At 58.7% G+C, this 26094-nt stretch carries 24 protein-coding genes; 12 read left to right on the top strand and 12 right to left on the bottom strand.

Going from position 1 to position 26094, the window contains the following annotated elements; translation table 11 throughout:
- Positions 1-107: 107 nt before the first annotated feature.
- Together FIV08_RS13535 and FIV08_RS13530 are read left to right on the top strand one after the other, a co-directional pair.
- A complete protein-coding gene (locus tag FIV08_RS13535) occupies positions 108-1289 on the top strand; it encodes an ATP phosphoribosyltransferase regulatory subunit (RefSeq protein ID WP_152438705.1) in 1182 nt (393 codons plus the stop codon).
- 74 nt (positions 1290-1363) lie between these two features.
- Positions 1364-2659: an adenylosuccinate synthase gene (locus tag FIV08_RS13530; RefSeq protein WP_152438704.1), complete on the top strand. Its 1296-nt coding sequence runs from the start codon at positions 1364-1366 to the stop codon at positions 2657-2659.
- A 68-nt stretch (positions 2660-2727) separates the two neighbouring features.
- On the opposite strand, the gene cmoB is transcribed toward FIV08_RS13530, so the two are convergent.
- From cmoB to FIV08_RS13505, 5 genes are read right to left on the bottom strand one after another with little or no spacing between them, the layout of a single operon-like run.
- A complete protein-coding gene (cmoB, locus tag FIV08_RS13525) occupies positions 2728-3720 on the bottom strand; it encodes a tRNA 5-methoxyuridine(34)/uridine 5-oxyacetic acid(34) synthase CmoB (RefSeq protein ID WP_152438703.1) in 993 nt (330 codons plus the stop codon).
- A 21-nt stretch (positions 3721-3741) separates the two neighbouring features.
- On the bottom strand, positions 3742-4500 hold the full coding sequence (cmoA, locus tag FIV08_RS13520) for a carboxy-S-adenosyl-L-methionine synthase CmoA (protein WP_152438702.1): 759 nt from the start codon (positions 4498-4500) through the stop codon (positions 3742-3744).
- A complete protein-coding gene (locus FIV08_RS13515) occupies positions 4493-4861 on the bottom strand; it encodes a kinase (RefSeq protein ID WP_152438701.1) in 369 nt (122 codons plus the stop codon). Before FIV08_RS13515 ends, cmoA begins: the two co-directional genes overlap by 8 nt.
- 21 nt (positions 4862-4882) lie before the next feature.
- On the bottom strand, positions 4883-5902 hold the full coding sequence (locus FIV08_RS13510) for a serine/threonine protein kinase (protein WP_152438700.1): 1020 nt from the start codon (positions 5900-5902) through the stop codon (positions 4883-4885).
- A gap of 5 nt (positions 5903-5907) precedes the next feature.
- On the bottom strand, positions 5908-6330 hold the full coding sequence (locus FIV08_RS13505; RefSeq protein ID WP_058092060.1) for a hypothetical protein: 423 nt from the start codon (positions 6328-6330) through the stop codon (positions 5908-5910).
- 125 nt (positions 6331-6455) lie between these two features.
- Between FIV08_RS13505 and FIV08_RS13500 the strand changes: the two genes are divergently transcribed.
- On the top strand, positions 6456-7574 hold the full coding sequence (locus tag FIV08_RS13500) for an NAD(P)/FAD-dependent oxidoreductase (protein ID WP_152438699.1): 1119 nt from the start codon (positions 6456-6458) through the stop codon (positions 7572-7574).
- Positions 7575-7784: 210 nt separating this feature from the next.
- On the opposite strand, the gene FIV08_RS13495 is transcribed toward FIV08_RS13500, so the two are convergent.
- A complete protein-coding gene (locus FIV08_RS13495) occupies positions 7785-8513 on the bottom strand; it encodes a ComF family protein (protein ID WP_152438698.1) in 729 nt (242 codons plus the stop codon).
- Between the two features lie 51 nt (positions 8514-8564).
- Between FIV08_RS13495 and bioB the strand changes: the two genes are divergently transcribed.
- The 8 genes from bioB (at position 8565) to FIV08_RS13455 (ending at position 17891) form a co-directional block, all read left to right on the top strand.
- Positions 8565-9623, top strand: a complete 1059-nt coding sequence (gene bioB, locus FIV08_RS13490) for a biotin synthase BioB (RefSeq protein WP_072676697.1) — start codon at positions 8565-8567, stop codon at positions 9621-9623.
- A 196-nt stretch (positions 9624-9819) separates the two neighbouring features.
- Positions 9820-11007: an 8-amino-7-oxononanoate synthase gene (gene bioF / locus FIV08_RS13485; protein ID WP_152438697.1), complete on the top strand. Its 1188-nt coding sequence runs from the start codon at positions 9820-9822 to the stop codon at positions 11005-11007.
- Positions 11004-11861 carry a malonyl-ACP O-methyltransferase BioC gene (gene bioC / locus FIV08_RS13480; protein WP_152438696.1) on the top strand — a complete coding sequence of 286 codons (858 nt, stop codon included), beginning with the start codon at positions 11004-11006 and terminating at the stop codon, positions 11859-11861. The genes bioF and bioC overlap by 4 nt, the downstream gene beginning before the upstream one ends.
- 225 nt (positions 11862-12086) lie before the next feature.
- Positions 12087-12791 carry a dethiobiotin synthase gene (gene bioD / locus FIV08_RS13475; protein WP_072676700.1) on the top strand — a complete coding sequence of 235 codons (705 nt, stop codon included), beginning with the start codon at positions 12087-12089 and terminating at the stop codon, positions 12789-12791.
- Positions 12792-12840: 49 nt separating this feature from the next.
- The gene (locus FIV08_RS13470; protein WP_072676701.1) at positions 12841-13086 is read left to right on the top strand and encodes a flagellar basal body rod C-terminal domain-containing protein; all 246 of its coding nucleotides are present in this window, start codon (positions 12841-12843) and stop codon (positions 13084-13086) included.
- A 16-nt stretch (positions 13087-13102) separates the two neighbouring features.
- Positions 13103-13822, top strand: a complete 720-nt coding sequence (locus tag FIV08_RS13465; protein WP_228715420.1) for a putative metalloprotease CJM1_0395 family protein — start codon at positions 13103-13105, stop codon at positions 13820-13822.
- Positions 13823-14080: 258 nt separating this feature from the next.
- Positions 14081-15880, top strand: coding sequence for an acyl-CoA dehydrogenase C-terminal domain-containing protein (locus FIV08_RS13460; RefSeq protein ID WP_061331647.1), 1800 nt, complete (start codon positions 14081-14083; stop codon positions 15878-15880).
- A 220-nt stretch (positions 15881-16100) separates the two neighbouring features.
- Positions 16101-17891, top strand: coding sequence for an acyl-CoA dehydrogenase C-terminal domain-containing protein (locus tag FIV08_RS13455; RefSeq protein ID WP_152438695.1), 1791 nt, complete (start codon positions 16101-16103; stop codon positions 17889-17891).
- Between the two features lie 272 nt (positions 17892-18163).
- Here the strand turns inward: FIV08_RS13455 and FIV08_RS13450 are convergent, their stop codons facing one another.
- From FIV08_RS13450 to leuS, 5 genes are all read right to left on the bottom strand, one after another.
- The gene (locus FIV08_RS13450) at positions 18164-18799 is read right to left on the bottom strand and encodes an endonuclease (protein ID WP_152438694.1); all 636 of its coding nucleotides are present in this window, start codon (positions 18797-18799) and stop codon (positions 18164-18166) included.
- Between the two features lie 190 nt (positions 18800-18989).
- Positions 18990-19253, bottom strand: coding sequence for a hypothetical protein (locus tag FIV08_RS13445; RefSeq protein WP_061331558.1), 264 nt, complete (start codon positions 19251-19253; stop codon positions 18990-18992).
- A 113-nt stretch (positions 19254-19366) separates the two neighbouring features.
- Positions 19367-20380: a DNA polymerase III subunit delta gene (holA, locus tag FIV08_RS13440; protein ID WP_152438693.1), complete on the bottom strand. Its 1014-nt coding sequence runs from the start codon at positions 20378-20380 to the stop codon at positions 19367-19369.
- Positions 20377-20955, bottom strand: a complete 579-nt coding sequence (lptE, locus tag FIV08_RS13435) for an LPS assembly lipoprotein LptE (RefSeq protein ID WP_152438692.1) — start codon at positions 20953-20955, stop codon at positions 20377-20379. Before lptE ends, holA begins: the two co-directional genes overlap by 4 nt.
- Before the next feature lies 1 nt (position 20956).
- The gene (leuS, locus tag FIV08_RS13430) at positions 20957-23542 is read right to left on the bottom strand and encodes a leucine--tRNA ligase (protein WP_152438691.1); all 2586 of its coding nucleotides are present in this window, start codon (positions 23540-23542) and stop codon (positions 20957-20959) included.
- 477 nt (positions 23543-24019) lie between these two features.
- Here leuS and FIV08_RS13425 point away from each other — a divergent pair, with 477 nt between their 5' ends.
- Positions 24020-24565 carry a zinc ribbon-containing protein gene (locus FIV08_RS13425; RefSeq protein ID WP_152438690.1) on the top strand — a complete coding sequence of 182 codons (546 nt, stop codon included), beginning with the start codon at positions 24020-24022 and terminating at the stop codon, positions 24563-24565.
- Here the strand turns inward: FIV08_RS13425 and lnt are convergent.
- Positions 24555-26081 carry an apolipoprotein N-acyltransferase gene (gene lnt, locus FIV08_RS13420; RefSeq protein WP_416376922.1) on the bottom strand — a complete coding sequence of 509 codons (1527 nt, stop codon included), beginning with the start codon at positions 26079-26081 and terminating at the stop codon, positions 24555-24557. The genes FIV08_RS13425 and lnt overlap by 11 nt on opposite strands.
- Positions 26082-26094: the final 13 nt, after the last annotated feature.

Raw genomic sequence — 26094 nt, 5'->3', positions numbered from 1 at the left:
AGAATTTCGCCGGTTTTGCTTTGGGTTTTCAGCCCCTGGCATCCTAAATCCTGAGTCATTCCCCCGGAGTGTTTTGCCGGCGCGGGAAAAACGGACAACAGAATCTCATGACTGTATCTGATCGCTGGTTACTGCCTGACGGGGTGGAAGACATTTTGCCGCCGCTGGCCGGACAGATCGAATCCCTGCGACGGGATGTAATGGATACCTGCCAGCGCTGGGGTTACCAGCTGGTTATCCCGCCGCTCATTGAATACCTTGAATCCCTCTTTACCGGTACGGGCCACGACCTGGAACTTCAAACCTTTAAGCTCACCGACCAGTTGACCGGTCGCATGATGGGCGTGCGCGCCGACATGACGCCACAGGCGGCGCGCATCGATGCCCATACCCTGGGGCAAGAAGGCATCACCCGGCTTTGTTATGCCGGCCATGTCTTGCACACCCGTCCGCGCCATATGCTGACCGGCCGAACGCCGATCCAGGCCGGTTGCGAGTTGTTTGGCAGTGCCTCGGAAGCCGCCGATCTTGAAGTGATCAGTCTGATGCTGGAAGCGCTCCGGGTTGCGGGCCTGCGCCGTGTGCATATGGATCTGGCCCATGTATCGATTTACGAGAGCCTGATCACCGAGGCAGGCTTTGATCGGGACACCGAAGCGGCCGTCTTCGATGCCATGGCACGCAAATCGGTGCCTGAGCTGGATGCGCTCCTGGGCGATTGCCCTGCCGGTTCGGGCGGTGCACGCCTGCGTGAGCTTGCCCGGGTCAGCGGGGGCGTGGAAGCACTTGACGAGGCTCGCTCGATTCTCAGCGGCGCCTCGACCGCCCTGGATGCGGCCCTGGATCAGTTGGGGCGGGTGGCAGAGATGCTGGCCAGGGATTATCCAGAGGTCAGTCTTGGCTTCGATTTCTGCGAACTGCGTGGCTACAACTACCACACCGGGCTGGTGTTCGCGGCCTATGTGCCCGGCCATGGTGATGCGGTGGGCAAAGGCGGCCGTTACGATGCCATCGGCAGTGATTTTGGCCGGGCTCGCCCTGCCACAGGATTCAGTCTCGATATCCGGGCCCTGGTGTCACTGGGGGAACGTCCGTCCAAAAGGTCTGGTGCCATCTGGGCACCTGCGGAGACGGATTCAGCCCTTGAAGGTGTGATCTCCGGCCTGAGAATGACGGAAACGGTGGTACGGGCCTTGCCCGATGACACTGACACCAATCCAGCCGAGCGTGGCTGTGATCGTCAGTTGGTCAAAAAGGATGGTAAGTGGGTTGTCGAGGCACTGGCCTGAGTCGCCAGGTGTCGGTTTCACTGGATTAATGTGCAGGACTTGAGCCTTCGGCTCGTCTGAATTGAGAGAGAATCATGGGTAAAAACGTTGTTGTGCTGGGCACCCAATGGGGTGATGAAGGCAAGGGCAAGATTGTTGACCTGCTGACAGACAAAGTAGCTGCGGTGGTGCGCTTTCAGGGTGGCCATAATGCCGGACACACACTGGTGATCGAGGGCAAGAAAACAGCGCTGCACCTGATCCCTTCCGGTATTCTCAGGAAGAATGTCCAGTGCCTGATTGGCAATGGCGTGGTGTTGTCACCGGAGGCCCTGCTGAAAGAAGTCCGTGAACTGGAAGCCAACGGTGTGGCCGTGCGCGATCGCCTGAAGATCAGCCTGGCCTGCCCGATCATCCTGCGTACCCACGTGCGTATTGATCAGGCCCGCGAGCGCGCCAAGGGTAACGAAAAGATTGGCACCACTGGCCGTGGTATTGGTCCCGCATACGAAGACAAGGTATCACGCCGTGGCGTGCGTCTGGGCGATCTGTGCAATCTGGCAGACTTTGAAGTAAAGCTGCGGGAAATCATGTCTTACCACAACTTCGTGCTGACCGAGTATTTCAAGGAAGAGGCGGAAGACATCGATGCGGCCCTGGCCGAATTGAAGCAGATGGGTGAGGAAATCCTGCCCATGTCTGCAGATGTCACCGATATTCTGCACGACTACCGCAAGCGCGGCGAAAACATCCTGTTCGAAGGTGCTCAGGGCTCTCTGCTGGATATCGATCTGGGTACCTACCCGTACGTTACCTCGTCCAACACCACCGCTGGCGGCACCGCCACGGGCTCCGGTTTTGGCCCGATGTTCCTGGATTACGTGCTGGGCATTACCAAGGCCTACACCACTCGTGTTGGCTCAGGTCCTTTCCCGACCGAGCTGTTTGACGACATGGGCCAGCACCTGGCGATAAAAGGTAACGAAGTTGGCACCACCACCGGCCGCTCCCGCCGTTGTGGCTGGTTTGATGCGGTGGCCCTGCGCCACGCCATCCAGATCAACAGCGTGTCTGGCATTTGCCTGACCAAACTGGACGTGCTGGATGGCCTGGAAACGGTGAAGGTGTGCGTTGGCTACAAGACACCGAATGGTGAGATTACCCGCCCGCCCATTGGTTGCGATAGCTACAAGGATATTGAACCGGTGTATGAAGAGCTGCCGGGCTGGAGCGAGAGCACGGTAGGCCTGACCACCGTTGACCAGCTGCCAGAGAATGCCAAGGCCTACATCCGCTTCCTGGAGGAGCAGATTGAAGCGCCGATCGATATTATCTCCACGGGCCCTGACCGGGTGGAGACCATCACTCTGCGCCATCCGTTCGGAGAGTAAGCTCGAAGAACAAAAAAACCGCCTTTGGCTGTCACGCCTCAGGCGGTTTTTTATGTTCGGGTATTACGTCAGGGCTTCTCGGCGATGATGGTTGCGCGCTTGGGTCCCGGATAGCCTTCGATGGTTTTGCTCGAATCGTTTGGGTCGAGAAAATCGGCCAGAGAGTTGAAACGCATCCAGTCCGTCTGCCGCTGTTCTTCGGTGGTGGTGTCGCTGACATCCACCACCCGGGCATTTCGGAACCCGGTCCTGTCCAGCCAGCGAAGGAGGGTGGGGCAGCTGGGCAGGAACCAGACGTTGCGCATCTGGCCGTAACGGTCTTCCGGCATCAGGCTGAAGCCTTCCGGCCCATCCACCACCAGGGTTTCCAGCACCAGTTCGCCGCCCGGGCGGAGTGTGCCCTTGAGTTCAAGTAGATGATCCAGGGGCGACCGACGGTGGTACAGAACGCCCATGGAAAACGTGGTGTCGAACATCTGCAGGTTGTCCGGTAGATCCTCCATGCGCACCGGTAGCAGGTCCACCGGCACCTCGCCCAGATAGCCCTTGACTGCCAGAAACTGAAACATGAACAACAGGCCCGGGTCGATACCCACCACTCGCCCGGCGCCAGCCCCCGCCATGCGCCAGCAGTGGTAGCCGGAGCCACAGCCAACGTCGAGAATGGTTCTGCCCCTGAGGTCTGACAGGTGAGGAGCAACCCGGTCCCATTTCCAGTCTGATCGCCATTCGGTGTCTATGTGGGTGCCGAAGAACTCGAATGGGCCTTTGCGCCAGGGCATCAGGCCCCGCAGACCGTGCTCGAGGTTAGCGCTCTGCTCCGGAGCCAGCGGCTCGGCCGAGAACAGGGTGACGGCGGACCGGCTCAGGTCGCCGGCGGCGCCCGGCACCTCCGGCAACAGATCCAGTGCACCCTGCCAGCGGGGCAGGTCGCCGTGGGGATTGTCCTCAAACCGGGCAATCAGTTGGCGGGTAAGCCGCTCTGCCCAGAGCTCATGCCCGGACTGTTGCAGGGAGTTGATGAACGGGAGGAAGTTCGCTCGCCAGTCGAAAAATGCCATGGGGTCGGTTATGTCCTGGGATCAACGTTTCTTGAGGGCCAGTATGGAAACAAAGTTGAAGCATTGGTACCACACCAGTACCTGATCAAAGCCTGCCTGTATGAGCCGGTCACGGTGGGCGGCCAGGGTTTCCGGAATCAAGACCTTTTCGATCGCGGCCCGCTTCTGGCTTATTTCCAGGTCGGAGTAGCCGTTGGCGCGCTTGAACTCGTGGTGCAGCCGCGTCTGGATATCCTGCTCGGTTTCCGATTCAAAGCGAATTTTTTCAGACAGGATCAGAGCGCCGCCTGGCAGGGTTGCCTCGGCAATCCGGGTAAGCAGGGCCAGCCGCTGCTCCGGTGGTACGAACTGCAGGGTAAAGTTCAATGTGGTTACCGAGGCCTGGCTCAGTTCTGTCTCCAGAATGTCCTCGCAGCGCAGGGTAACCGGCAGTTCGTGGTCATCCAGTGCGATGTAGTGCTCGCAGCGCTCGATCATGGCGCTGGAGTTGTCGACACCGACGAGGGTGCAGTCCTGGTGGGGAATGCCGTGGCGCATGGCCAGGGTGGACGCGCCCAGGGAACAACCCAGGTCGTAGCAGTGGGAACCTGGCTGCACGTATTGCTCGGTAATCACCTCGATCATCGGGATGATGGTGGTGTAGCCGGGCACCGAGCGGCGAATCATGTCGGGAAACACCCTGGCCACAGAAGCATCAAACCGGAAATCCTCGGGGTTGCGTTCGGTAGCGAACAGGCGATCGGTCAGCTGCTCTGGTGCCCCGGATTTGCCCTTACTCATCGCCGTCCTCTTCAGAACCTTTGGCCGGGGCCAGGTCCGTGGGAGAGGGCCGCTGGCAGCGTACACCCCGGTTCTTGTAATCTACCAGGATACCCCGAAAGGATGGATCGACATCGGCGGCGATGGCAAGGTAGCCGTTCTCGCACACAGCGTGCAGCTCAGAGGACTTTCTGGACATCCGGAAGCTGTCGCCGGGCTGGATATGAATAGCCTTGAAGTCGCCGACCGGCACATGGTCCTTGTGTTCAGTATGATCAATGCGGCCGGTGGCCTCCAGCACCAGGACGGTGCCGATGATGGCGGCTATGCCGGTCACTATAAGGCTGCGGACCGTATAACGGGCTTCGTCGTTATCGCTCATGGATACCTCGTTGAATGATGATCAGAATTGCCCAGGCAGGCTGATGGCCGGTTCCTGAAGTGCGGAAAGTTGTTCGCGCAGGGCCAGGATCTGGTCTGACCAGAATCTGGGTTGGGCAAACCAGGGGAAGAACCGTGGAAAGGCCGGATCTTCCCAGCGCCGGGCAAGCCAGGCGCAATGGGCGATTTGCCGATAACACCGCAGGGGCTCAATCAGATGGCGTTCCCGGCGGTTGAAGTCCCGGAACATCTCATAGCCTTCAATCAACTCGCCGAGCTGCGCCCCGCGTTCGGAGGCTTCGCCGTTAAGCAGCAGCCACATGTCCTGCACGGCCGGCCCTGTGCGGCAGTCATCCAGGTCTACAAACAGCATGGATTCGTCCCGGCACAGAATGTTGCCGGCATGGCAGTCGCCGTGAATTCGCAGGGTATCAACGGTTCCCGCGTCCGCCATTCGCTGGCGGCAGCCGGCAATCAGATCCGGGATCAGGCTGTCCCAAGCCGGGCGCAGGTCGTCCGGCACCCAGCCTCCGTTGACCAGCAGCGCATTGTGCTCTTCCAGCCCCTGGATCAGGTCAAACCCCGGCCGGTGGCTGAAGGATTTCAGCGCCCCAAGGTTATGGATCTGCCCCAGCCACTGGCCCAGTCGGTACAGCGTGTCTGTGACGCTGGTGTCTGGTGCCTGCCCGCCGCGCTGGGGGAACACCGCAAACAGAAATGCCTGATGCTGGCCCAGGGTATCGCCCCCGGGCATGACCATCGGCGCGACCACCGGAATGTCGGCTTGTTGCAAGTCCAGCGAGAATTCATGCTCCTCCCGGATCGCGGCTTCGCTCCAGCGACCCGGGCGATAGAACTTGGCAATCACCGGCGGACCATCATCCAGGCCGATCTGATATACCCGGTTCTCGTAACTGTTCAGGGCGAACAGCCGGCCGCTGACGGCAAAGCCTGCTTCCTCGAGCGCGTCCAGGATCACTTCCGGGGTAAGTTGATCGTAGGGATGTGTGGACGTTGTCAGTTCCGGAGGCTCATGTTGCATAAAATTCAGAAGGCCGTGTTGTATCGGGATTTCATGGATTGCAGATGATACCAGTTTTCGTCCAGTTCCCAGCGAACACGATTGACGCCCGAGGTTGCCAGAATAATATCGCCGGCCCGGGCCTGGACCTGCGCCAATTCACGCTCCGCCCTTTGCCAGTCCCGGTGGGTGTCCGCCAGATGACGCATACTCGGGAACACCGCAGACAACGCCTGCTGAGTCGAGACCGAGTGGGAGCGCAGCGAGCTGATCACAGCCGTATCCCCTTCCACCCGGAGCACCCGGTGCTGGTATGGGTAACTGGCCACGGTTTTATCGGCCATCAATTGATCGTTCAGGCTGATAACCTCAAACCCTCGCCAGCCAATCCAGCTAACGAACAGCGCGGCAACCACCATAACGGTAATGAACTGCTTCCTGTCTGACATAATCCCTGCTCCGTGCATCCTGGTACCCGTAGGATGAAGTATAACGGTTCTGGGGTTAGAGGTAATGCAGTCAGCGGTTATCTGCGGTAATTTCCCTGTTTGAAATTGATAAATGGCCCGTAATCGTGAGTGAAGAACGTTTTAGCGTACAGACCGTGGTCATTGGTGCCGGCGTGGTCGGCCTAGCCATTGCCCGGCAACTGGCCCTGACCGGCCGGGAGGTTCTGGTGCTGGAGGCGGCCTCCCGTTTTGGTGAGGGCACCTCATCCCGCAACAGCGAGGTGATCCACGCCGGAATCTACTACCCGCAAGGCTCCCTGAAAGCCCGCTGTTGCGTTCGGGGCCGTGAGCTGTTGTATGACTACTGCACCAGCCGCAAGGTGGGTCATCGCAAATGCGGCAAGTGGATCATCGCAACCAACCTTGCCCAGGCAAACCGCCTTTCCGGCATCCAGGCACAGGCGGCGGGCAATGGTGTCGAATTGCAGCTTCGCGATGGCCCGTACATCACCCGACAACTCTCTGCCATCAACGCCCGGGCCGGTCTCTGGTCCCCGGAAACCGGAATTATCGACAGCCACGGCCTGATGTTGTCGCTACTGGGGGAGCTGGAAGACGCGGGCGGGCAGCTGGTGTTAAACAGCCCGGTGCTGGCCGCTGAATCCGACGGCCGGCAACATACCCTGACCCTTGGTGGCAGTCAGCGTGTACAACTTGAGGCTACTGAGGTGATCAACGCCGCCGGTTTGAGCGCCCCCAAGCTTGCCGGGCAATGGCTGGGCCTACCCGAAGCCGCCCGCCCGAAACAGTGGCTGGCCCGGGGTGTTTATTTCAGCTATGCCGGCAAACACCCCTTCAACACCCTGATCTACCCCTTACCCGAACCCAGCGGCCTGGGCGTCCACCTCACATTGGATCTCGCCAACCAGGCCCGCTTCGGTCCTGATGTGGAATGGGTTGCCGAGGAAGACTACACGGTGAATCCTGACCGGGTTCACGCCTTCGCCGAAGGCATCCGGCAATGGTGGCCAGACCTCGAAGCTGACCGGCTTCAGCCAGCCTACGCGGGTATTCGCCCGAAGCTGACAGGCCCCGATGGCGCTTTCTTCGACTTCCGCATAGACGGCCCGGCACAACACGGACTGCACGGCCTGGTTAACCTGTTTGGAATTGAATCTCCGGGGTTAACGTCCTGCCTGGCAATAGCGGAACAGGTGGCGTTGTTACTGGATGATCAGAAATAGGTTTTACAGAAGAACTGCTGACATTATCGGGGAAGCCAGTCAGAAAGTTAGCGCGGCGCTCAGGTAGCCTTTTACGGGACTATAAAGGGCCAGGGATGGCCCGTCCTAAGCGAGCAGGACGCCTTGAGCGTGTCCCGTAAAAGGCTACCTGAGCACCGCTTGCGCCAGCACAAGAATCCCCAACCAAATTCCCGGAACCCCGAAAAGCGCTCACCCGGGAGTCCGAGCCAAAGCCCAAACCTGAATTTCTTGGGCGCCAGCTTTCTTTAGGGTATCAGCGAGAACCCTGACCGTAGCCCCCGTGGTAACCACATCATCAACAATCGCCACCCGCTCCGGCACCGCCCCCCGAACTTCAAACACGCCGCGCAGATTCTGTAACCGCCCGGCCCGATTCAGGCTGCGTTGAGCCTTCACCCGTCGCGACCGGCGCACCACCCCGGCCGCGACCGGAATATCCAGCCGGGCGCCAACAAACTCAGCAATGTCCTGGGCCTGGTTAAAGCCCCGTTGCCAGCGCCTGAGCCAGTGCATCGGGGCGGGAACCAGCGCATCCGGTACCTGCTCCGGCTCAAGATTCTGCTCCAGAAAATTCGTGAAATCGGTTAGCAGCGGGCGCGCGAACTTACGATGGCCCTGATACTTGTAACGGCCAATCATGCCATCCACCGGATACTGGTAGCGCCAGGGAATCAGCGATCTGGAAAAGGGCGGGGGCAGTGTCTGGCATTCGCCGCACCGCATACCCGGATTGGCAAACGCCAGGGGCAGGGCGCAACTGTGGCAGTGCCAGCGATTGGCCGGTAGGTCTTCCCGGCAGTCAGCGCACAGCCCATGGTGTGCGTGGGGTGACAGGCAGCTGACGCAGCCACCACCACTATGCATGCTGTTAACCTTTCGTTTAATGAAGGTTGACAGCGGGTTCAGTCCGTTTATCATCTCGGTTTATCCGTAAACCAAAAACCTTGCGAAGGTTAACAGGACTTTGCCATGACCGCCACAGCACTGCGTCACGACTGGACACTTCAGGAAGCCCGGGATCTTTTCAATCTGCCGTTCAACGATTTGCTATTCCGGGCCCAGACCGTGCACCGCGAGCACTTTGACCCAAACGAAGTGCAGGTCAGCACCCTGTTGAGCATCAAGACCGGTGCCTGCCCGGAAGACTGCAAGTATTGCCCCCAGAGTGGGCATTACAACACCGGGCTGGAAAAAGAAAAGCTGCTGGAGATTGAGAAGGTGGTGGCGGAAGCTCGGGCGGCGAAGCAGAAAGGGGCTTCCCGGTTCTGTATGGGGGCGGCCTGGCGTAGTCCCTCCAAAAAGGACATGCCCTATGTTCTGGATATGGTGAAACAGGTGAAATCCCTGGGCATGGAAACCTGTATGACCCTGGGTATGTTGAAGGAGGAAGAAGCTCAGGAACTGGCTGAGGCCGGTCTGGATTACTACAACCACAACCTGGATACCTCCGAGAAGTATTACAACCACATCATCACGACCCGCACCTACCAGGACCGCCTGGATACTCTGGATAATGTTCGCAAGGCCGGCATGAAGGTTTGCTGTGGCGGCATCATGGGTATGGGTGAAGACGAAGATGACCGGGTTGGTTTGCTGGTTCAGCTGGCGAATCTGCCGCAGCACCCGGAGAGTGTGCCGGTGAATATGCTGGTGAAGGTGAAGGGTACGCCGCTGGAAAATGTCGAAGATCTGGAGCCGTTCGATTTTATCCGGATGATTGCGGTAGCGCGGATTATGATGCCGGCGTCCCACGTTCGTTTGTCTGCGGGTCGCGAGCAGATGAATGAGCAGATGCAGTCGTTGTGTTTTATGGCCGGTGCCAACTCCATTTTCTACGGCGAGAAGCTGCTGACCACGTCCAATCCCGAGGCGGATGCGGATATGCAGTTGTTCCGCAAGCTGGGGATTCGGCCGGAGCAGCGGGAGCAATGTGCTACCGAGGAGCAGGAGACTGAGGCATTGGCCGAGGCGGTGGAGTATGAGGCTACTCGGCATATGTTTTATGACGCTACTCGGGAGTCTGCCTGAGGTTTCTGGTTTTGGGCGTTCTGTGCGGTGCGGGTGAAGGTCGGGCAAGGCTTTCCGAAACACGCTCAAGACGTCCATGTGCGCTTAGGACGGGCCATCCCTGGCCCTTTATAGTTCCAGAAAACCTTACCCGACCTTCACGCCAAATGCCGTTCGTGGATTCCGTACAACAGCAGCTGATTTAGGTACTTTTTCTATGCGTGATTTCGCCCTGGAGATTGAACAGCGTAAACGGGACGGTTTGTACCGGTCTCGTCGCCTGGTTTCCGGGCCGCAGAAGCCGGAGCTGTTGGCGGACGGGGCCGAGCTGTTGTCGTTCTGTAGCAACGATTATCTTGGGCTGGCTAATCATCCTGGCAATATCGCGGCGCTGCGGGACGCGTTGGCCGAGACCGGGTTGGGTGGAGCGGCTTCTCACCTGGTTTGTGGTCACCATGATGCCCATCATCAGCTGGAGCTGCGGCTGGCGGCGTTTACCCAGCGCAGTTCTGCGCTGTTTTTCTCCACCGGGTATATGGCGAACATGGGTGTAATTTCTGCACTCGCGGGGCGTGGGGATACGATTTTTTCGGACCGTTTGAATCATGCGTCGATTATTGATGGCTGCATTCTCAGCCGGGCTCGGGTTCGGCGGTATGGGCACGGGGATGTCGCAGCCTTGGAGCGGATGCTGGCGGAGACGTCTGGGCACAAGCTGGTGGTGACCGATGGTGTGTTCAGTATGGACGGTGATATCGCGCCGCTGAAGGAACTTGCCCGGGTGTGTAAGGCCCACGATGCCCTGTTGGTGGTGGATGATGCACACGGTATCGGCGTGCTTGGTCCCCAGGGGCGGGGCAGTGTGCAGGAGGCGGGGTTGTCGGAGGATGAGGTGCCGGTTTTGATTGGTACTCTTGGCAAGGCAGTAGGCACCAGTGGTGCGTTTGTGGCCGGGCCGGAGGTGCTGATGGATTATCTGGTACAGAAGGCTCGAACGTATATTTACACGACTGCCATGCCGCCGGCGGTGGCGCTGGCAAGCTGTGCCAGCATTGATTTGATCGAACGCGATGACCAGCGCCGGGCCCATTTGGAGGCCCTGATTGCCCGGTTCCGTTCCGGTGCGCAGCAGCTGGGCTATCAACTGATGCCGTCGCACACGCCCATCCAGCCCATTATGGTGGGGGATAACCATGCAGCTTTGGCATTGAGCCGGGCGCTGGAGGAGCAGGGCATACTGGTCACCGCCATCCGCCCGCCCACGGTGCCGGAAGGAGAAGCCCGGTTGCGGGTAACCCTGAGCGCCGCGCATTCTGAAGAGCAGCTTGATCGGTTGTTGCAAGCTTTGGCCCAGTGCCGTTCCCTGTTGCCGGAGCCGGCCGCTCAGGAGCCTGTTGCGGTATGAGTGCCTACAGCGATCTGGCGGCAATAACCCGTGCCGAAGGCGGAACCGGGAGCAAGGCCTGTATTGCCCGGGGGTTCGGCGGCGCCAGCCAGACCTACGACAGCGCCTCTCGCCTGCAAAAAGCCATGGGCGACACCATGCTCGCCCACCTACCGGAGAACCTGAAGCCGGCAACTATCCTGGATCTCGGCTGTGGTACCGGCTGGTTCACCCGCAAACTGGCGAGCCAATACCCAAACGCGGCCATCACCGGCGCAGACCTGGCTCCCGGCATGCTGGAACAGGCCAAAGCCAGCAGCTCCGAGACCATCCGCTGGCTCAACGCAGACGCCGAACAGCTCCCGGTGCCAGACAACAGCACCGACCTGATCTTCAGCAACCTGATGATCCAGTGGAGCACCCGCCCGGAACTCGTCCTGGCCGAATGCCAAAGAATCCTCAAACCCGGCGGCATCCTCGCCATCTCCACTTTGCTGGCAGGCACCCTGGAAGAGCTCAAGCAAGCCTGGGCCTACGCCGACCCCGGCCGGCCCCACGTTAACCGTTTTACCCACCATACGGACTGGAAGCGATTAACTGGCCAGCAACTCCCTGGTTCCACCCTGGACGCGGCAACCCTGGCTTTGCCCTATGATTCCCCCATGGCCCTGAACCGGGAACTCAAACACCTCGGCGCCGTGTTCAAAGGCGAAGAACGCCGCAGAACCATCACCGCCCCGGGGCGATTCAAGGCGATGTGTGCTGCATATCCAAAACAAGGTAATGGCGAGATCATCGCCAGTTATCACGCTGGCTGGTTGTATTGGGAAAAGGCTCGTTTAGAAGAGAATTCTGCCTTCTTTATTAATGGTTGATTGATACCTGGACGGCAAATACAGAAGTTTGAGGCGAGGGTGTGGGTACGGCTTTCCGGGACTATCTTTCGCCATGGATGGCGAAAGCTAAGCGCACATGGAAGTCTTGAGCGTGTCCCGGAAAGCCGTACCCACACCCTCAGCCAAGCACCAAAGTGTCGGTTAGGAAAGACGCACCACACCCTCACCTGGCACCCCAAACAGATGCAGCAGGAACCCCATAAAATGGCAAAGAAAACCTATTTCGTAACAGGCACCGACACCGGCGTGGGCAAAACCATCGCTGCTGCTGCCATTCTGGAGGCTGCCCGACAGCTGGGTAAACGCACGCTGGCGATGAAACCCATAGCGTCAGGGTGCGAGCAGACCCCGGATGGACTGCGTAATGAAGACGCCCTGATGCTGCAGGCCGCCATTACCGAAGAGCTTCCCTACGATGCCCTCAACCCCATCGCACTGGAGCCGGCCATTGCCCCCCACGTTGCGGCGCAACAGGCGGGCAAGAACATCACGGCCCAGCGCCTTGTGGGTTTTTGCCGTGGCCTGCAGATTCGACCCGCTGACCTGATGCTGATTGAGGGTGCTGGTGGCTGGCGGGTTCCCCTCAACGATCGGGAAACCTACGCAGCGGTGCCGCGTGAGCTGGGGCTGGATGTGGTACTGGTTGTGCCCCTGAAACTAGGCTGTATCAACCACGCCATGCTCACCGCGGAGGCCATCAGGGCCGATGGTCTGTTCGTGGCAGGCTGGGTAGCCAATCATCCCGAAGAGGAAGTCATGAGCTGTGAGCAGGACACCCTTAACTATCTTACAACGCACCTCGGAGCACCATGCCTGGGTGTTTTGCCGTGGTTGGATGGCACTCCGGCTGATCAGTTGCCGGAAGTCCTGGCAAGATTCCTGAATATTCGTCCGCTGATTGAAATTTGACCAGATTTGTGAGTAAATAAGTCAATCCGTCCTCATAGGTGGCCTAGACATGATCAACAACACCCTTTCTCTTGGTATTCAAGGTATCCAAGATGGCATGGCGGGCATGGAAAATGCGGCCCGGAAGATTGCCCGTGGCGGTGTTGACGGCCCTCAGGGTTCTGCTGAGGGTGCGGGTAATCTGGCTGAGCCACTGATTGAAATGACGCTCTACGAGCGCAGTGTTGAGGCGTCCGCACAGGTTGTGAAGACGGCCGACGAAACTCTGGGAACACTCCTGGACATCCGCGCCTGACCCTGGCTATTGAGCGGTGAATATCCTCTCCTCGATCCCCCCTGTTTATCCGGTGGTTACCGGCGTTGCGTCCGCGACCGGCAGCATTCCGCCGAGTGGCGTTTCCTCGGCAGCGCCTGGTGAAGGCTTCTCTACCGATGCTGATGATCGTACCCGGGGTGTTGAGCAGTCCTCCGACGCCAGATCAACCTCCCGATTTGTCGATGGTGAAGCGGATGCGAAGGCTGACCTGCAGGGGCTGACCGAAGCCGAGCTCAAACAGCTGAGCGAGCTGAAAGCCAGGGACCGAGAGGTTCGGGCCCATGAGGCGGCGCACCAGGCGGTCGGCGGTCAGTACGCCGGAGCCATGTCGTTTACCTATCAGCGGGGCCCTGACGGTGCCCAGTACGCCGTGGGCGGTGAAGTCCCCATCGATGTCTCCCCGGTCGCCGGCGATCCGCAGGCAACTATCGAGAAAATGCGTGTAGTGCGAGCGGCCGCCATGGCGCCGGCACAACCCTCAGCGCAGGATCGTGCGGTAGCGGCCCAGGCCATGCAGACCATGTTGCAGGCGCAGTCTGAACTGGCGGTCGGTGAAGGCGAGCGTGAGCCAGCGCCTGGTTCCGAATCGGCACGGGATGAGACAGCCCAGGGCCAGTCCGGCTTTGCCCGCCAGGCCGATGAAACCTACCGCAGCGTCTCTGCCATGCAGGGTGCCGAAGGCGTGTTCGGCGAGCCAACGTCTCTATTTGCCTGAATTACCTGACTGTTCCTTCTCTCAATCCGTCAGCTCCGGCGGTTTCCTATCGTTGTTGTGGCGGTGTTTTCCGCATTGGTGAACACACAATGCAACACAATTTTTAGCCAAGGCTATTGACAATTCTGTGTCGCAAAACGTATGTTTCAAACAAGTGTTTAATTAAGGCTGTGATGCGATGTGTCACAGTGTCTGAGCAAACCCAAGGCCAAAGGCTGTTATCTGTTTCAGCCGAGTCCGAAAACCGAGGTGGATTCCATGCCTGAGTACAAAGCGCCCCTGCGTGATATCAAATTCGTAATGAACGAGCTGCTGAACAGCGAGCAGCACTACGCCAATCTGGAAGGTGCCGAAGATGCAACTCCGGATATGGTCGATGCCATCATCCAGGAAGGTGCAAAGTTCTGTGAGCAGGTATTGTCTCCGCTGAACCAGGTGGGTGACCAGGAAGGCTGTACCTGGAGCGAAGACGGTGTAAAAACCCCGACCGGCTTCAAAGAGGCTTACCAGCAGTACGTTGAAGGTGGCTGGCCGTCCATGACTGCCGACCCCAACTACGGTGGCCAGGGCCTGCCGCACTCCATCGGCCTGGTGGTCAGCGAGATGGTAGGGACTTCCAACTGGTCCTGGGGCATGTACCCTGGCCTGAGCCACGGTGCCACCAACACCATCGAAGAGCACGGTACCGAAGAGCAGAAGCAGACCTACCTGACCAAGCTGATCAGCGGCGAGTGGACCGGCACCATGTGCCTGACCGAGCCGCACTGTGGTTCTGACCTGGGCACCCTGCGCACCAAGGCCGAGCCGAACGCTGACGGTACCTACAGCATCACTGGCACCAAGATCTTTATCTCTGCCGGCGAGCACGACATGGCCGAGAACATCGTCCACATCGTACTGGCACGTTTGCCGGGCGCACCGGAAGGCACCAAGGGCATCTCCCTGTTCATCGTGCCCAAGCAGCTGCCGAACGAAGACGGCTCTGCCGGCGAGCGCAACGCGGTATCCTGTGGTTCCCTGGAGCACAAGATGGGTATCCACGGCAACGCTACCTGCGTCATGAACTTCGACGGCGCCAAGGGCTGGCTGATCGGGCCTGAGAACAAGGGCCTGAACTGCATGTTCACCTTTATGAACACTGCCCGTATCGGTACCGCCATCCAGGGTCTGGGTGCCGCTGAGCTTGGCTTCCAGGGTTCCCTGGCCTACGCCAAGGATCGCCTGGCTATGCGCTCCCTGAGCGGTCCGAAGAACCCGGACGGCATCGCTGATCCGATCATCGTGCATCCGGACGTACGCCGCATGCTGCTGACCCAGAAGGTTGTCGCTGAAGGCGCCCGCGCCCTGATTTACCTGGCTGGCCAGCAAGTGGACGTAGTTCACAGTGGCAAGACTGAAGAAGAGCGTAAGCACGCTGACGCGCTGCTGGGCTTCCTGACCCCGATCGCCAAGGCGTTCCTGACTGAAATCGGTTACGAGTCTGCCAACCTGGGTATGCAGGTATTCGGCGGCCACGGTTTCATCACTGAGTGGGGCATGGAGCAGAACGTACGTGACTCCCGCATCGGCATGATCTACGAGGGTACTACCGGTATCCAGGCGCTGGATCTGCTGGGCCGTAAGGTCCTGATGACCCAGGGCGAAGCGCTGAAAGTGTTCACCAAGCAGGTTCACGTATTCTGCAAAGAGAACGCCGACAACGAGCAGTTGAAAGAGTTCATCGAGCCGCTGGCTGCGATCAACAAGGAGTGGGGCGACCTGACCATGAAGGTTGGTATGACCGCCATGAAGAACCGTGAAGAAGTCGGTGCCGCTGCGGTGGACTACCTGATGTACTCCGGTTACGCGGTATTCGCCTACCTGTGGGCCCGTATGGCCAAAGTGGCACTGGACAAGATGGCTGACGGCACCTCCGAAGAGATGTTCTACAACGCCAAGGTTCAGTCTGCACGCTTCTACTTCAAGCGTCTGCTGCCGCGCACCAAGACCCACGCAGAAACCATGCTGGCCGGCTCTGACAGCCTGCTGGATATGCCGGAAGAAGCCTTCGCTATCTAAGGCGGGGTTGCTATCTGGTTGATGGCACAGAAAAAGCCCGTTCTCCGTCCGGAGGCGGGCTTTTTTCATGAGTCCCGGGCGTGTTTTGAGGTAGAATAGCGCGCCATAGAACAACAACCTTGTTTCGGACACATAGCCGAGCGGGGGATTATCAGACCTTCATCGAGAAGGCGTTTTCCACATCCCCCAAGTGACTGACTGAATTTCTGGAGAGTTTTACATGGCTGATTATCAGGCACCCCTTCGTGACATGCGTTTCGTTCTGAACGAAGTATTTGATGCCCCGGCGCTTTGGGCATCACTGCCCAAGATTGCAGAAAACGTAGATCCCGACACCGCAGATGCGATCCTTGAGGAAGCGGGCAAGATCACCAGTGGCGTGTTGGCACCCCTGAACCGCGAGGCGGACGAGCAGGGCTGTAAGTGGAACGAAGGCGAAGTTTCCACTCCGGAAGGTTTCAAAGAAGCCTACCAGACCATCGTGGAAGGTGGCTGGAACGGCCTCGGCGGCAACCCCGATTTTGGCGGTATGGGCATGCCGAAAACGCTGGTGGCCCAGTTTGAAGAAATGATGCAGGGCGCCAACATGGCCTTCGGCCTTGCTCCGATGCTGACCGCCGGTGCCTGCCTGGCCCTGGACGCTCACGGCAGCCAGGAGCTGAAAGAGAAATACCTGCCGAACATGTACTCCGGCGTTTGGTCTGGCGCCATGGACCTGACCGAGCCCCACGCTGGCACCGACCTGGGCATTATCCGTACCAAGGCCGAGCCGAACGACGATGGCTCCTTCAACGTAACTGGCACCAAGATCTTCATTACCTGGGGCGAGCACGACATGGCTGAGAACATCATCCATCTGGTGCTGGCGAAGCTTCCGGACGCTCCCAAAGGACCGAAGGGTATTTCCCTGTTCCTGGTGCCCAAGTTCATGGTGAACGACGATGGTTCCCTGGGCGAGCGCAACCAGTTCAGCTGTGGTTCCATCGAGAAAAAGATGGGTATCAAGGCCTCCGCTACCTGTGTGATGAACTTCGACGGCGCCAAAGGCTGGTTGGTTGGTGACGAGAACAAAGGCCTGGCCGCCATGTTCACCATGATGAACTACGAGCGCCTGGGTGTGGGTATCCAGGGCATCGGCGCCGCCGAAGCCTCCCTCCAGAGCGCCCGCGAATACGCCAACGAGCGTATCCAGAGCCGCGCCCCCACCGGTGCCCAGCAGCCCGAAAAAGCCGCCGACCCGATCCTGGTACATCCAGACGTGCGCCGAATGCTGCTGACCATGAAGAGCTACGTAGAGGGTGGCCGTGCATTCTCCACCTACGTTGCCCAGTGGCTGGATATCTCCAAATACTCTGACAACGACGAACAGCGCAAACACGCCGAAGGCATGGTTGCCCTGCTGACCCCCGTCGCCAAAGCCTTCCTGACCGACCGCGGCCTGGACACCACCATCATCGGCCAGCAGGTCTTCGGTGGCCATGGCTTCATCCGCGAGTGGGGCCAGGAGCAGCTGGTACGCGATTGCCGCATCACCCAGATCTACGAAGGCACCAACGGCATCCAGGCCATGGACCTGATGGGCCGCAAGGTCGTTGGCAGTCAGGGCAAACTGTACGAACTGTTTGTGCAGGACGTGGCGAACTTCATCGAAGAAAACAGCAGCGATGCAGCCCTGAAGCCTTACCTGGAGCCGCTGGCTGCGTCACTGGAGCGCTTGTCTGACGTTACCGAACACGTCATCAAGCAAGCCGGCGACAACCCCAACGCCATCGGCGCCGCTGCTGTCGACTACCTCGACATGTTCGGCTACACCGCCCTGGCGTACATGTGGGCCAAAACCGTCAAAGCCGCCGCTCCGAAAGCCGAGGGCGATACCTCCGGCTTCTACACCGGCAAGCTGAAAACAGCACGCTTCTACTTCGACCGCCTGCTGCCAAAGACCGTGTCTCTGGCCGAAGGTATCCGCAGTGGCAGCGATGCGATGATGGCTCTGGCGGCTAACGAAATCTGATCAGGTTTCGTTACTCCAGATAGCAAAAAAGCAGGCCCAAGCGGCCTGCTTTTTTGTTGCTAGCGAACTGAAGTGTATTGGCTGGTATGCGGGGAGGCCCTTCCAAAACCTTGCTTAGTTGATCGCAAGAGTACCGGCGCCAGTCAGGGGGTAGCTTTCCAAAACCTTGCGTAGCCAGGGATGGCGGAGCAGAGCGTACACGGACGTATTCACAGCGTGTTTTGGAAAGCTACCCCCTGACTGGTGCTTGCTCCCAAATCGAGATCAAAACCTCAAAGGCGATTAATCAACCCAGGATTAACCACAAACGGATTCTCATTACCCTGAATCTCGGCAATACGCTGATGCCGCGCCAACTCCCGATCATCCGGCGGATCCAGCTTGCTCCACTCCTGGAACACCGAAGTCGCCCCAAGCCAAGGTAGCCCATAAGTATCCACCATGTAAGCCATCGTGCGGGCAACATCCCCCTTCACATGCTCCGGCGGCTCAAAAAATTGTGCACTCTCCCGAATACCACAGTCATCCGCCCGCGTCGCATCGCCCAGATTCTCATAGCGGGCGTTCCGCCTGCGCATCTCGACCCGGGAACGAACCGGCACCATATTGTGAAGATCCGACGTAATCTGACGGTACTGATTATCCTGCTTGCATTGACTCGTAGTGCCGCAATTCAGCGCGCTACGGATATCGGCCGGCGGATAGACATAGCCATCCGTCATCACAAACCCCTTGCTGGTGAACGGCGCATCACAGAAAAACGACGTTCCGCCGTTTGCATAGAGATTGCCCCAGAACTGATCTTTCACGACCGTCTCTGGATCACTGAAACGGGTATTCTGGCCAATAACCAAGGTGGTTGAGATGGCGAGTGTAAGTGTGATGGGAACTAACGTTATTTTTTTCATAGGGCCGTTATACCTCACATTGCACGGCACATACCGTGGCCATCGCGACGAGCGATTGATGGCAAAATGAACAATCTGACAAAAGTATGACGGAGTGTTCACTCTTTTCTGTGAAGTATGGCACAGAGGCTCAAATAGAGAAGCCCCTGTGCGGCTCGTTCATGTTGTAAATTGTTAACGCGTTAACAATCTATTTCATTTTGTTGCGGATGTCCTGATAGCGGGTCTTGAGGTCTTCCCCCCATTGGCGAGCCGTGTCTCTCGCCTCATGGCTGGCATTCTCCGCATCATGGACAACCTGATCCAGCTTCTGGCGGAAGCGATCCCAGTCCTGTTCCAGGTCGTCCCATTCATCTTTTACATCTTCCTTGGCCAGGTGCAGTTGCACACGGGCTTCGTCACGGTACTGCTTGATTTTTTCCGACAGTTTGTTGAATTCGTCTTGCAGGCTCATAGCGATTCTCCTTCCCTGATGAGTTGGGAAGTCTACAATGCGCCGGAATGTAAAAAACTGTCAAGAGGGAGAAAGTCAGGGTTTTGCGAAGGTTCGTACTGGATTGACCTGGATCAGTTAGGGCGAGCACCGGCAAGAACCGCCGACAAATCCCTGAGGTGATGCCAGGGGGTAAGGCTATCAAACCCCTTGGCGGATCGGTCTGTGGCGTTGCACAGACTGATGGCGCGGTGCAGTTGATGCATATTCAGCCGGCGGGCTGCCTGCTGGATAGCGGACGCTCGCCGGGGCTGGAACACTCCGCGTTTTTTCAGGAAACCTGCTGGACTGTCCCCCGGGGGCAAAGCGGTTTTCAGTTCGATGATGATGTGCAGGTCTCGCACCAGCACACTCAACAAACCCAGCGGGTTTTCACCTTCCTGCTGAAGGATTCCGATGATCTTTCCCGCATGGGCAGCTTTACCGGCGAGTAACTCGGTGACCAACTCAAAGCCATTGAAGCGGGCGCTGTCCTGGACCGCTTGCTCGATGGTCTCTTCGTCGATGGTTTTGCCAGCCGTCAGTAACGCCAATCTGTCCAGTTCCTGGCTGGCAGCCAGAAGATTCCCCTCAAGCCGCTCCGTGAGCATGCCCAGGGCCCCGCGGGTAAGACTCAGGCCTTGCCCGCTGGCCCGCTGTTGCAGCCAGCCTGCAAATTTATCGGGCTCAACCGGCCAGACCGGTACATGGACACCGCAGCCTTGTAGAGCCTTGTACCACTTGCGTTTGGTTTCTGCGGCGTCGAGTTTGGCGCTGATGAGTAGCAGGATAACGTCTTCAGGTGGTGCCTCAAGAACCTGTTCAAGAACCTTTCGGCCGTCACCGAGCTTGCCCGTTGGCAGGTGAATCTCGATACGCCGCTTCTCGGCAAACAGGGACATGGCGTTGCATTCATCGGCAACGGCATTCCAGTCCAGTTGATGGTCGGCGTGGTAGGTCAGGCGGTCCTGATACCCCGAGTCCCGGGCCGTCTTTCGGATCAGGTCACAGCATTCCTGCACCAGCAGGGGCTCGTCACCGGAAATCAGGTAGACCGGAGCCAGACCTTTCTTGAGCAACTGGGGGAGCTGGCCGGGTTGGGTCTTCATGGCGCATCGGCTTGTTTCTGGCTTGTTTCGTACTCTGCGATGGCCGCGTCAATCCGCTCCCGGGTCATCGGTGCCAGCCTGAAGAGTACCTGTTGCGCCAGCCGGTCTCCCAGCTGTTGCCTCAGTTCCTCTTCTTCCCGTTGCTTGGCCAGCACATTGGTTTCATCGTAACGATAGGTCTCGCTGGTGGTCAGATCGGTTGCGGCAATCAGCGGGATCCGGTCTGCGGTCAGCAACTCCATAGTGACTTGATGTCGCAGTATGTACTCTGCTGCGGCAGCCTGAGCGGTAATGGCGGATGCCCGGCGGTCCTGCTGGTAGCTTCTCAGCCGAAGCACGTAGTCCGCAGATGAAGCATCCTGCAGATCAATGCCCCCCAGCCTGAGTTGATCCCGCACCGACTGGCAGAAACGCCCGGGCAAGGACTCGGGGCAGTCTACCGCCAGGGGTTGCAGAGAAGCCGGCACCGGTGAGGTGCCCCGTAACTGAAAGCCGCACCCGGCAAGCGTGGCGGTAGCCAGTATTGCCAGTAACGGCAGCCGGAGGGCTTTCAGAAAAAAGGGCACCGAAGCCATATCAGTTAGCCACCACGTTAACCAGCTTTCCGGGTACAACGATGACTTTGCGCACGGTTTTGCCATCAGTGAAGCGCATAACGTTTTCGTTCTCCAGAGCCAGTTTTTCCAGGTCCGCCTTGCCGATGTCCGCGGGCACGCTTTCTTTTGCCCGTACTTTACCGTTGACCTGCAGCACAACCTCAATCTCACTGCGGACCATGGCACTTTCGTCGGCAACCGGCCAGCTGGCATCAACCACGGGTTCTGCGTGGCCAAGAGCCTGCCAGAGAGTATGGCTGATGTGCGGCACGATGGGCGACAGCACCAGAACCGCCACCTCCAGTGCTTCCTGGCGAACGGCGAGGCTCTGGGGCTCGTTGTCTGTCAGTCGGCTGACTTCGTTCAGCAGTTCCATCACAGCGGCGATAGCCGTATTGAAGGTGAGGCGACGACTGATGTCGTCACTGACCTTGGCAATGGTTTCGTGGGTCTTGCGGCGCAGATCCTTCTGGGCGCTGTTCAGGCTGCCAGCCTCAAGGGTGGGCACCTGGCCACCGGCGGTCTGCTCATTGACCAGGCGCCACAGCCGCTTGAGGAAGCGGTGTGCGCCTTCCACGCCGCTGTCAGACCATTCGAGGGACTGCTCTGGCGGCGCAGCAAACATCATGAACAGACGAACGGTGTCGGCGCCATGCTGGTCAATGATCGCCTGAGGGTCTATGCCGTTGTTCTTGGACTTGGACATCTTGGTGACACCACCGATCTGAACCGGCTGGCCGTCTTCATTGTGGACCGCTTTCACCACTTGCCCTTTGCTGTCCCGCTCTACCGTGACATCGGCCGGGGCAATCCAGGTGATCTTGCCGGACTCATCTTCCCGATAGTAGGTCTCAGCCAACACCATGCCCTGACAGAGCAGGCGATTGAACGGCTCCGAACTGTTGACCAGGCCAACGTCCCGCAGCAGTTTGTGGAAGAAACGGGCGTACAACAGGTGAAGGATCGCATGTTCGATACCGCCGATGTACTGATCCACCGGCAGCCAATAATTGGCCGCTGCCGGGTCCAGCATGCCCTTGTCGTAATTAGGGCTGCAGAAGCGCGCGTAATACCAGGATGACTCCATGAAGGTGTCGAAGGTATCGGTCTCAAGAGTAGCCGCCTGACCGTTAAATTCGGTTTTGCACCACTCCGGATCGGCCTTGATCGGTGACTGAACGCCGTCCATCTCGACATCTTCCGGCAGGCGAACAGGTAGCTGGTCATCCGGCACCGGTATTTCCGTGCCGTCTTCCAGAGTCATCATTGGAATGGGTGCGCCCCAGTACCGTTGACGAGAAACACCCCAGTCACGCAGACGGTAGTTGACGGTGCGCGTACCGATACCGTTGTCTTCAAGGTATTTCGCGATCTCGTCGAAGGCTTCCTCGCTGGTCAGTCCACTGTATTTGCCGGATGATACAAGTACACCTTTCTCGGTAAAGGCTTTTTCCTGAACGTCGATATCACGGCTGTCATTGGGCGCAATGACCTGCTTGATGGCCAGCTTGTACTTCAGGGCAAACTCGTGGTCGCGGTCATCGTGGCCGGGAACGGCCATCAGTGCGCCCGTGCCGTAGTCCATCAGCACGAAGTTGGCGACCCATACCGGCACTTCTTCCTGGGTCAGCGGATGAATGGCTTTGAACCCGGTGTCGATGCCCCTCTTTTCCATGGTGGCCAGTTCCGCTTCCGCCACCTTGCTGTTGCGGCACTGCTCGACAAACTCAGCGACATCCCGGTGCCGTTCAGCCGCTGCCTTGGCCAGCGGGTGTTCCGCCGCAACCGCCATGTAACTGACCCCCATCAGGGTGTCCGGACGGGTGGTGTAAACGGTCAGGCCGTCTTCCCGGTCTTTCAGCGGGAAGGTCAGCTCGGTGCCCACGGACTTGCCGATCCAGTTCCGCTGCATGGTCTTGACCTGCTCAGGCCAGTCTTCCAGCTGGTCCAGGTCGTTCAGCAGTTCTTCGGCATAATCGGTAATGCGGATAAACCACTGGGGAATCTTCTTCTGCTCAACCAGCGCGCCAGAGCGCCAGCCGCGGCCATCCACCACCTGCTCGTTAGCCAGAACCGTCTGGTCGACCGGGTCCCAGTTTACGGTGGACATTTTCTTGTACACCAGGCCCTTTTCGTAAAGGCGGGCAAAGAACCACTGCTCCCAACGGTAGTACTCGGGATCACAGGTGGCCAACTCACGGCCCCAGTCGTAACCGAAGCCCAACTGCTTGAGCTGTTTCTTCATGTATTCGATGTTCGCCCGGGTCCACTTGGCGGGGGCGGATTTGTTGGCAATGGCGGCGTTCTCGGCGGGCAGACCGAAGGCGTCCCAGCCCATGGGTTGCATGACATTCTTGCCTTGCATGCGCTGGTAGCGGGAAATCACGTCGCCGATGGTGTAGTTACGAACGTGGCCCATGTGCAGCTTGCCGCTGGGGTAGGGGAACATGGACAGGCAGTAGTACTTGGGCTTGCCGGGCTCTTCCTTCACTTTGAAGGTTTCGTTGGTTTCCCAGAAGTCGCGGGCGGTCTGCTCTACATCACGTGGGTTGTATTGTTCGTCCATTCCTGCCATTACCAAAAGTACCCTGTGTGAAAATGAGGTTCGAAAGGGCCGAACATTCTAACGCACCCAAGGCTTAACAGGTAGTCTGCCAATTTCGCAGACTTGTGCCAGACTTCCCGTATGGAGGTTATTCGTGGGTTTGGTGCAGGTTGCTGCCGGGGATGGCTTCCCGGGACACGCCGTGAACCCATCCCTGGGGGCTTGAGCGCAGCATCCATGCTGCGCACAGTCCCGGGAAGCCATCCCCGGCAGCACCCCAAACTTGCGAAGGGTACTCTTGGAGAGAAGCGCTTGCTCCACTGCGATTAGCTAAAGGCAGGGAGAATGTCCGGGGGGCAGGGTGTGGTACCTCTTTCCGGGACTGTCTGCAGCATGGATGCTGCAGTCAAGCGTACAGGGACGTATTTACAGCGTGTCCCGGAAAGAGGTACCACATCCTGACCCTTGCACCAAAACTAGAAAACAGGCGGGAAGACTATGACGGAACCAGAACGCAATCACCTTTCAGGCAAGGCCCTCGAGGCTTACGACAGAATGCTGGAGCGGGTACAAGCCCGTTTGCATGAGCTCCAGGAAACCTCACTTCAGACTCTGGAGGAAGAAGTTCAGAAAGCGGTTGAGTTTGAATACGAACTGGAAGAAATGACCCGTGAGGAAGCCGACCTGCTCGGCGCCTACCTCGAGCGGGACCTGGAGCACCTGCTGAACTTTGTCGAGGAAACCGGAGAGGGCCTGAAAGAATGGTTGCAGCTGGATATCTCGTTACTGGAGCACACCCTGGCGGATCGACTGCTTTCGGTAGCCGACAAAACCCTGGTGGACACCCTGGAACTCAAACAGAAACTGGAGAACCAGGACGTCAGCCACTACATATCGGGCGAGGTGGCCACCGCCGGTATGTTCCGGTGCATGAATTGCAACCACATGGTGTGCCTGACCAAAACCAGCCACTTGCACCCGTGCGAGGCCTGCGGGTCCCATTACTTCGAGCGGGTAACCAGCCGCTGGCCGCCTAAGGAGTAGGGTTTTTCGGGATCACCCGCTCCCGCACAAACACGATCAGGATCACCGCCAGGGTCAGCACCGGCCATGAACCGGTCTGCATGTAGGGCGTGCTGCCGGTGGCGGGGAAGACCTCACCGGTCAGTACTGCCCGTTGGAACTGCGGAATCCGTTCGGTGATCTCGCCCTTTTCGTTGATGATCGCGGTAACGCCGTTATTGGTGCCCCTGAGCATATAGCGGCCGGTTTCCAGGGCGCGCATGCGGGCCAGTTGAAGGTGCTGCAACGGGCCAATGGAATCACCGAACCAGCCATCATTGCTGATGGTTAACAGCAAGCCGGAGTTACGGGCATTGAAGGCGACAAAGTCCGGGTAGGCTACTTCGTAGCAGATGTACGGCATGATGTTGATGCCGTTGGCCACCAGCGGAGACTGGTACTTTGGCCCGGGGGTGAAGCTGCTCATGGGCAGGTCGAAAAAGCCGATCAGTCCTCGCAGAACGCCCTGCAACGGCACATATTCGCCAAACGGAACCAACTTCTGCTTGTGGTAGATGCCTTCACCGTTGCCAATGGCCATGATGCTGTTGTGGAAGGTGAAGTCGTCGATACGATCGCTGTAGCCGTACCAGGGAATGCCGGTGATCAGCGTACTTTCATCGCCGAGCTCTTCGTGGATGTGATCAAGCACCTTGCCTGCCTGGTCCTGGGGGATCGGAATCGCGGTTTCCGGCCATAAAATAAGGTCGCGTTGCCAGTGGGCCTCGGTCATTCCCAGGTACGCCACGATCTGATCCCGCAGGAAATCCGGGTCCCATTTGATCTGCTGGGGAATGTTGCCTTGCATGGCGGCAAAGGTGACCGGCTGTTCCTTGAGGTCAGTCCAGTCGGCTTGTTTCATGGCCGGCGCGAAGACCCAGGGCAGCAGAGTGAGTACTGCGGTGACTGCTGCTGATTTGCGGCGCCCGGACAGAACAAGCCACCAGATGGCATAGGCGGACGCACCCGTGACTGCGATCCAGAAGGTGATGCCATGTACGCCTGTGAGGGGGGCCAGGCCACCAAGTGGTCCGTCCGTATGTGCAGTGCCAAGGTACAGCCAGGGAAAGCCTGTGAGCAACCAGCCCCGTAGCCAGTCTCCCAGAACCCAGATGGCCGGAAACAGGAGAAGGCGCCGGATCATGCTTTCTTTGGCCAGTTTGCCCCAGAACCAGAAGGCAAGGCCATGGAACAGGGCCAGCCCTGCTATAAACAGAACCATCAGCAGGACAGCCACTGGCACTGAGGTGTTCCCGTGCTCGCTGATGCTGATGTAAATCCAGCTTGCGCCCGAACCGAACAGGCCAAGACCGATAAACCATCCGGCGCGAAACAGCTTTTCCGAGGCCTGGTGTAGCGTTACCAGGACAATCAGAAAAACCGAGAGGGGGCCAAGCCACCACAAATGAAAAGGTGAAAAGGTGAGGGTCTGGATTGCGCCGGCAATCAGCAGGATTGCCGGGCCAAACCAGGGGTGGTCAGTAAACCGCAGATTCAGAGGGCGACCAAGG

Origin of the sequence: Marinobacter sp. THAF197a (assembly GCF_009363275.1) — a bacterium.
Lineage (GTDB): Bacteria > Pseudomonadota > Gammaproteobacteria > Pseudomonadales > Oleiphilaceae > Marinobacter.
The sequence above is the reverse complement of the archived record's forward strand: the minus strand, read 5'-3'. Positions and strand labels throughout refer to the sequence as shown.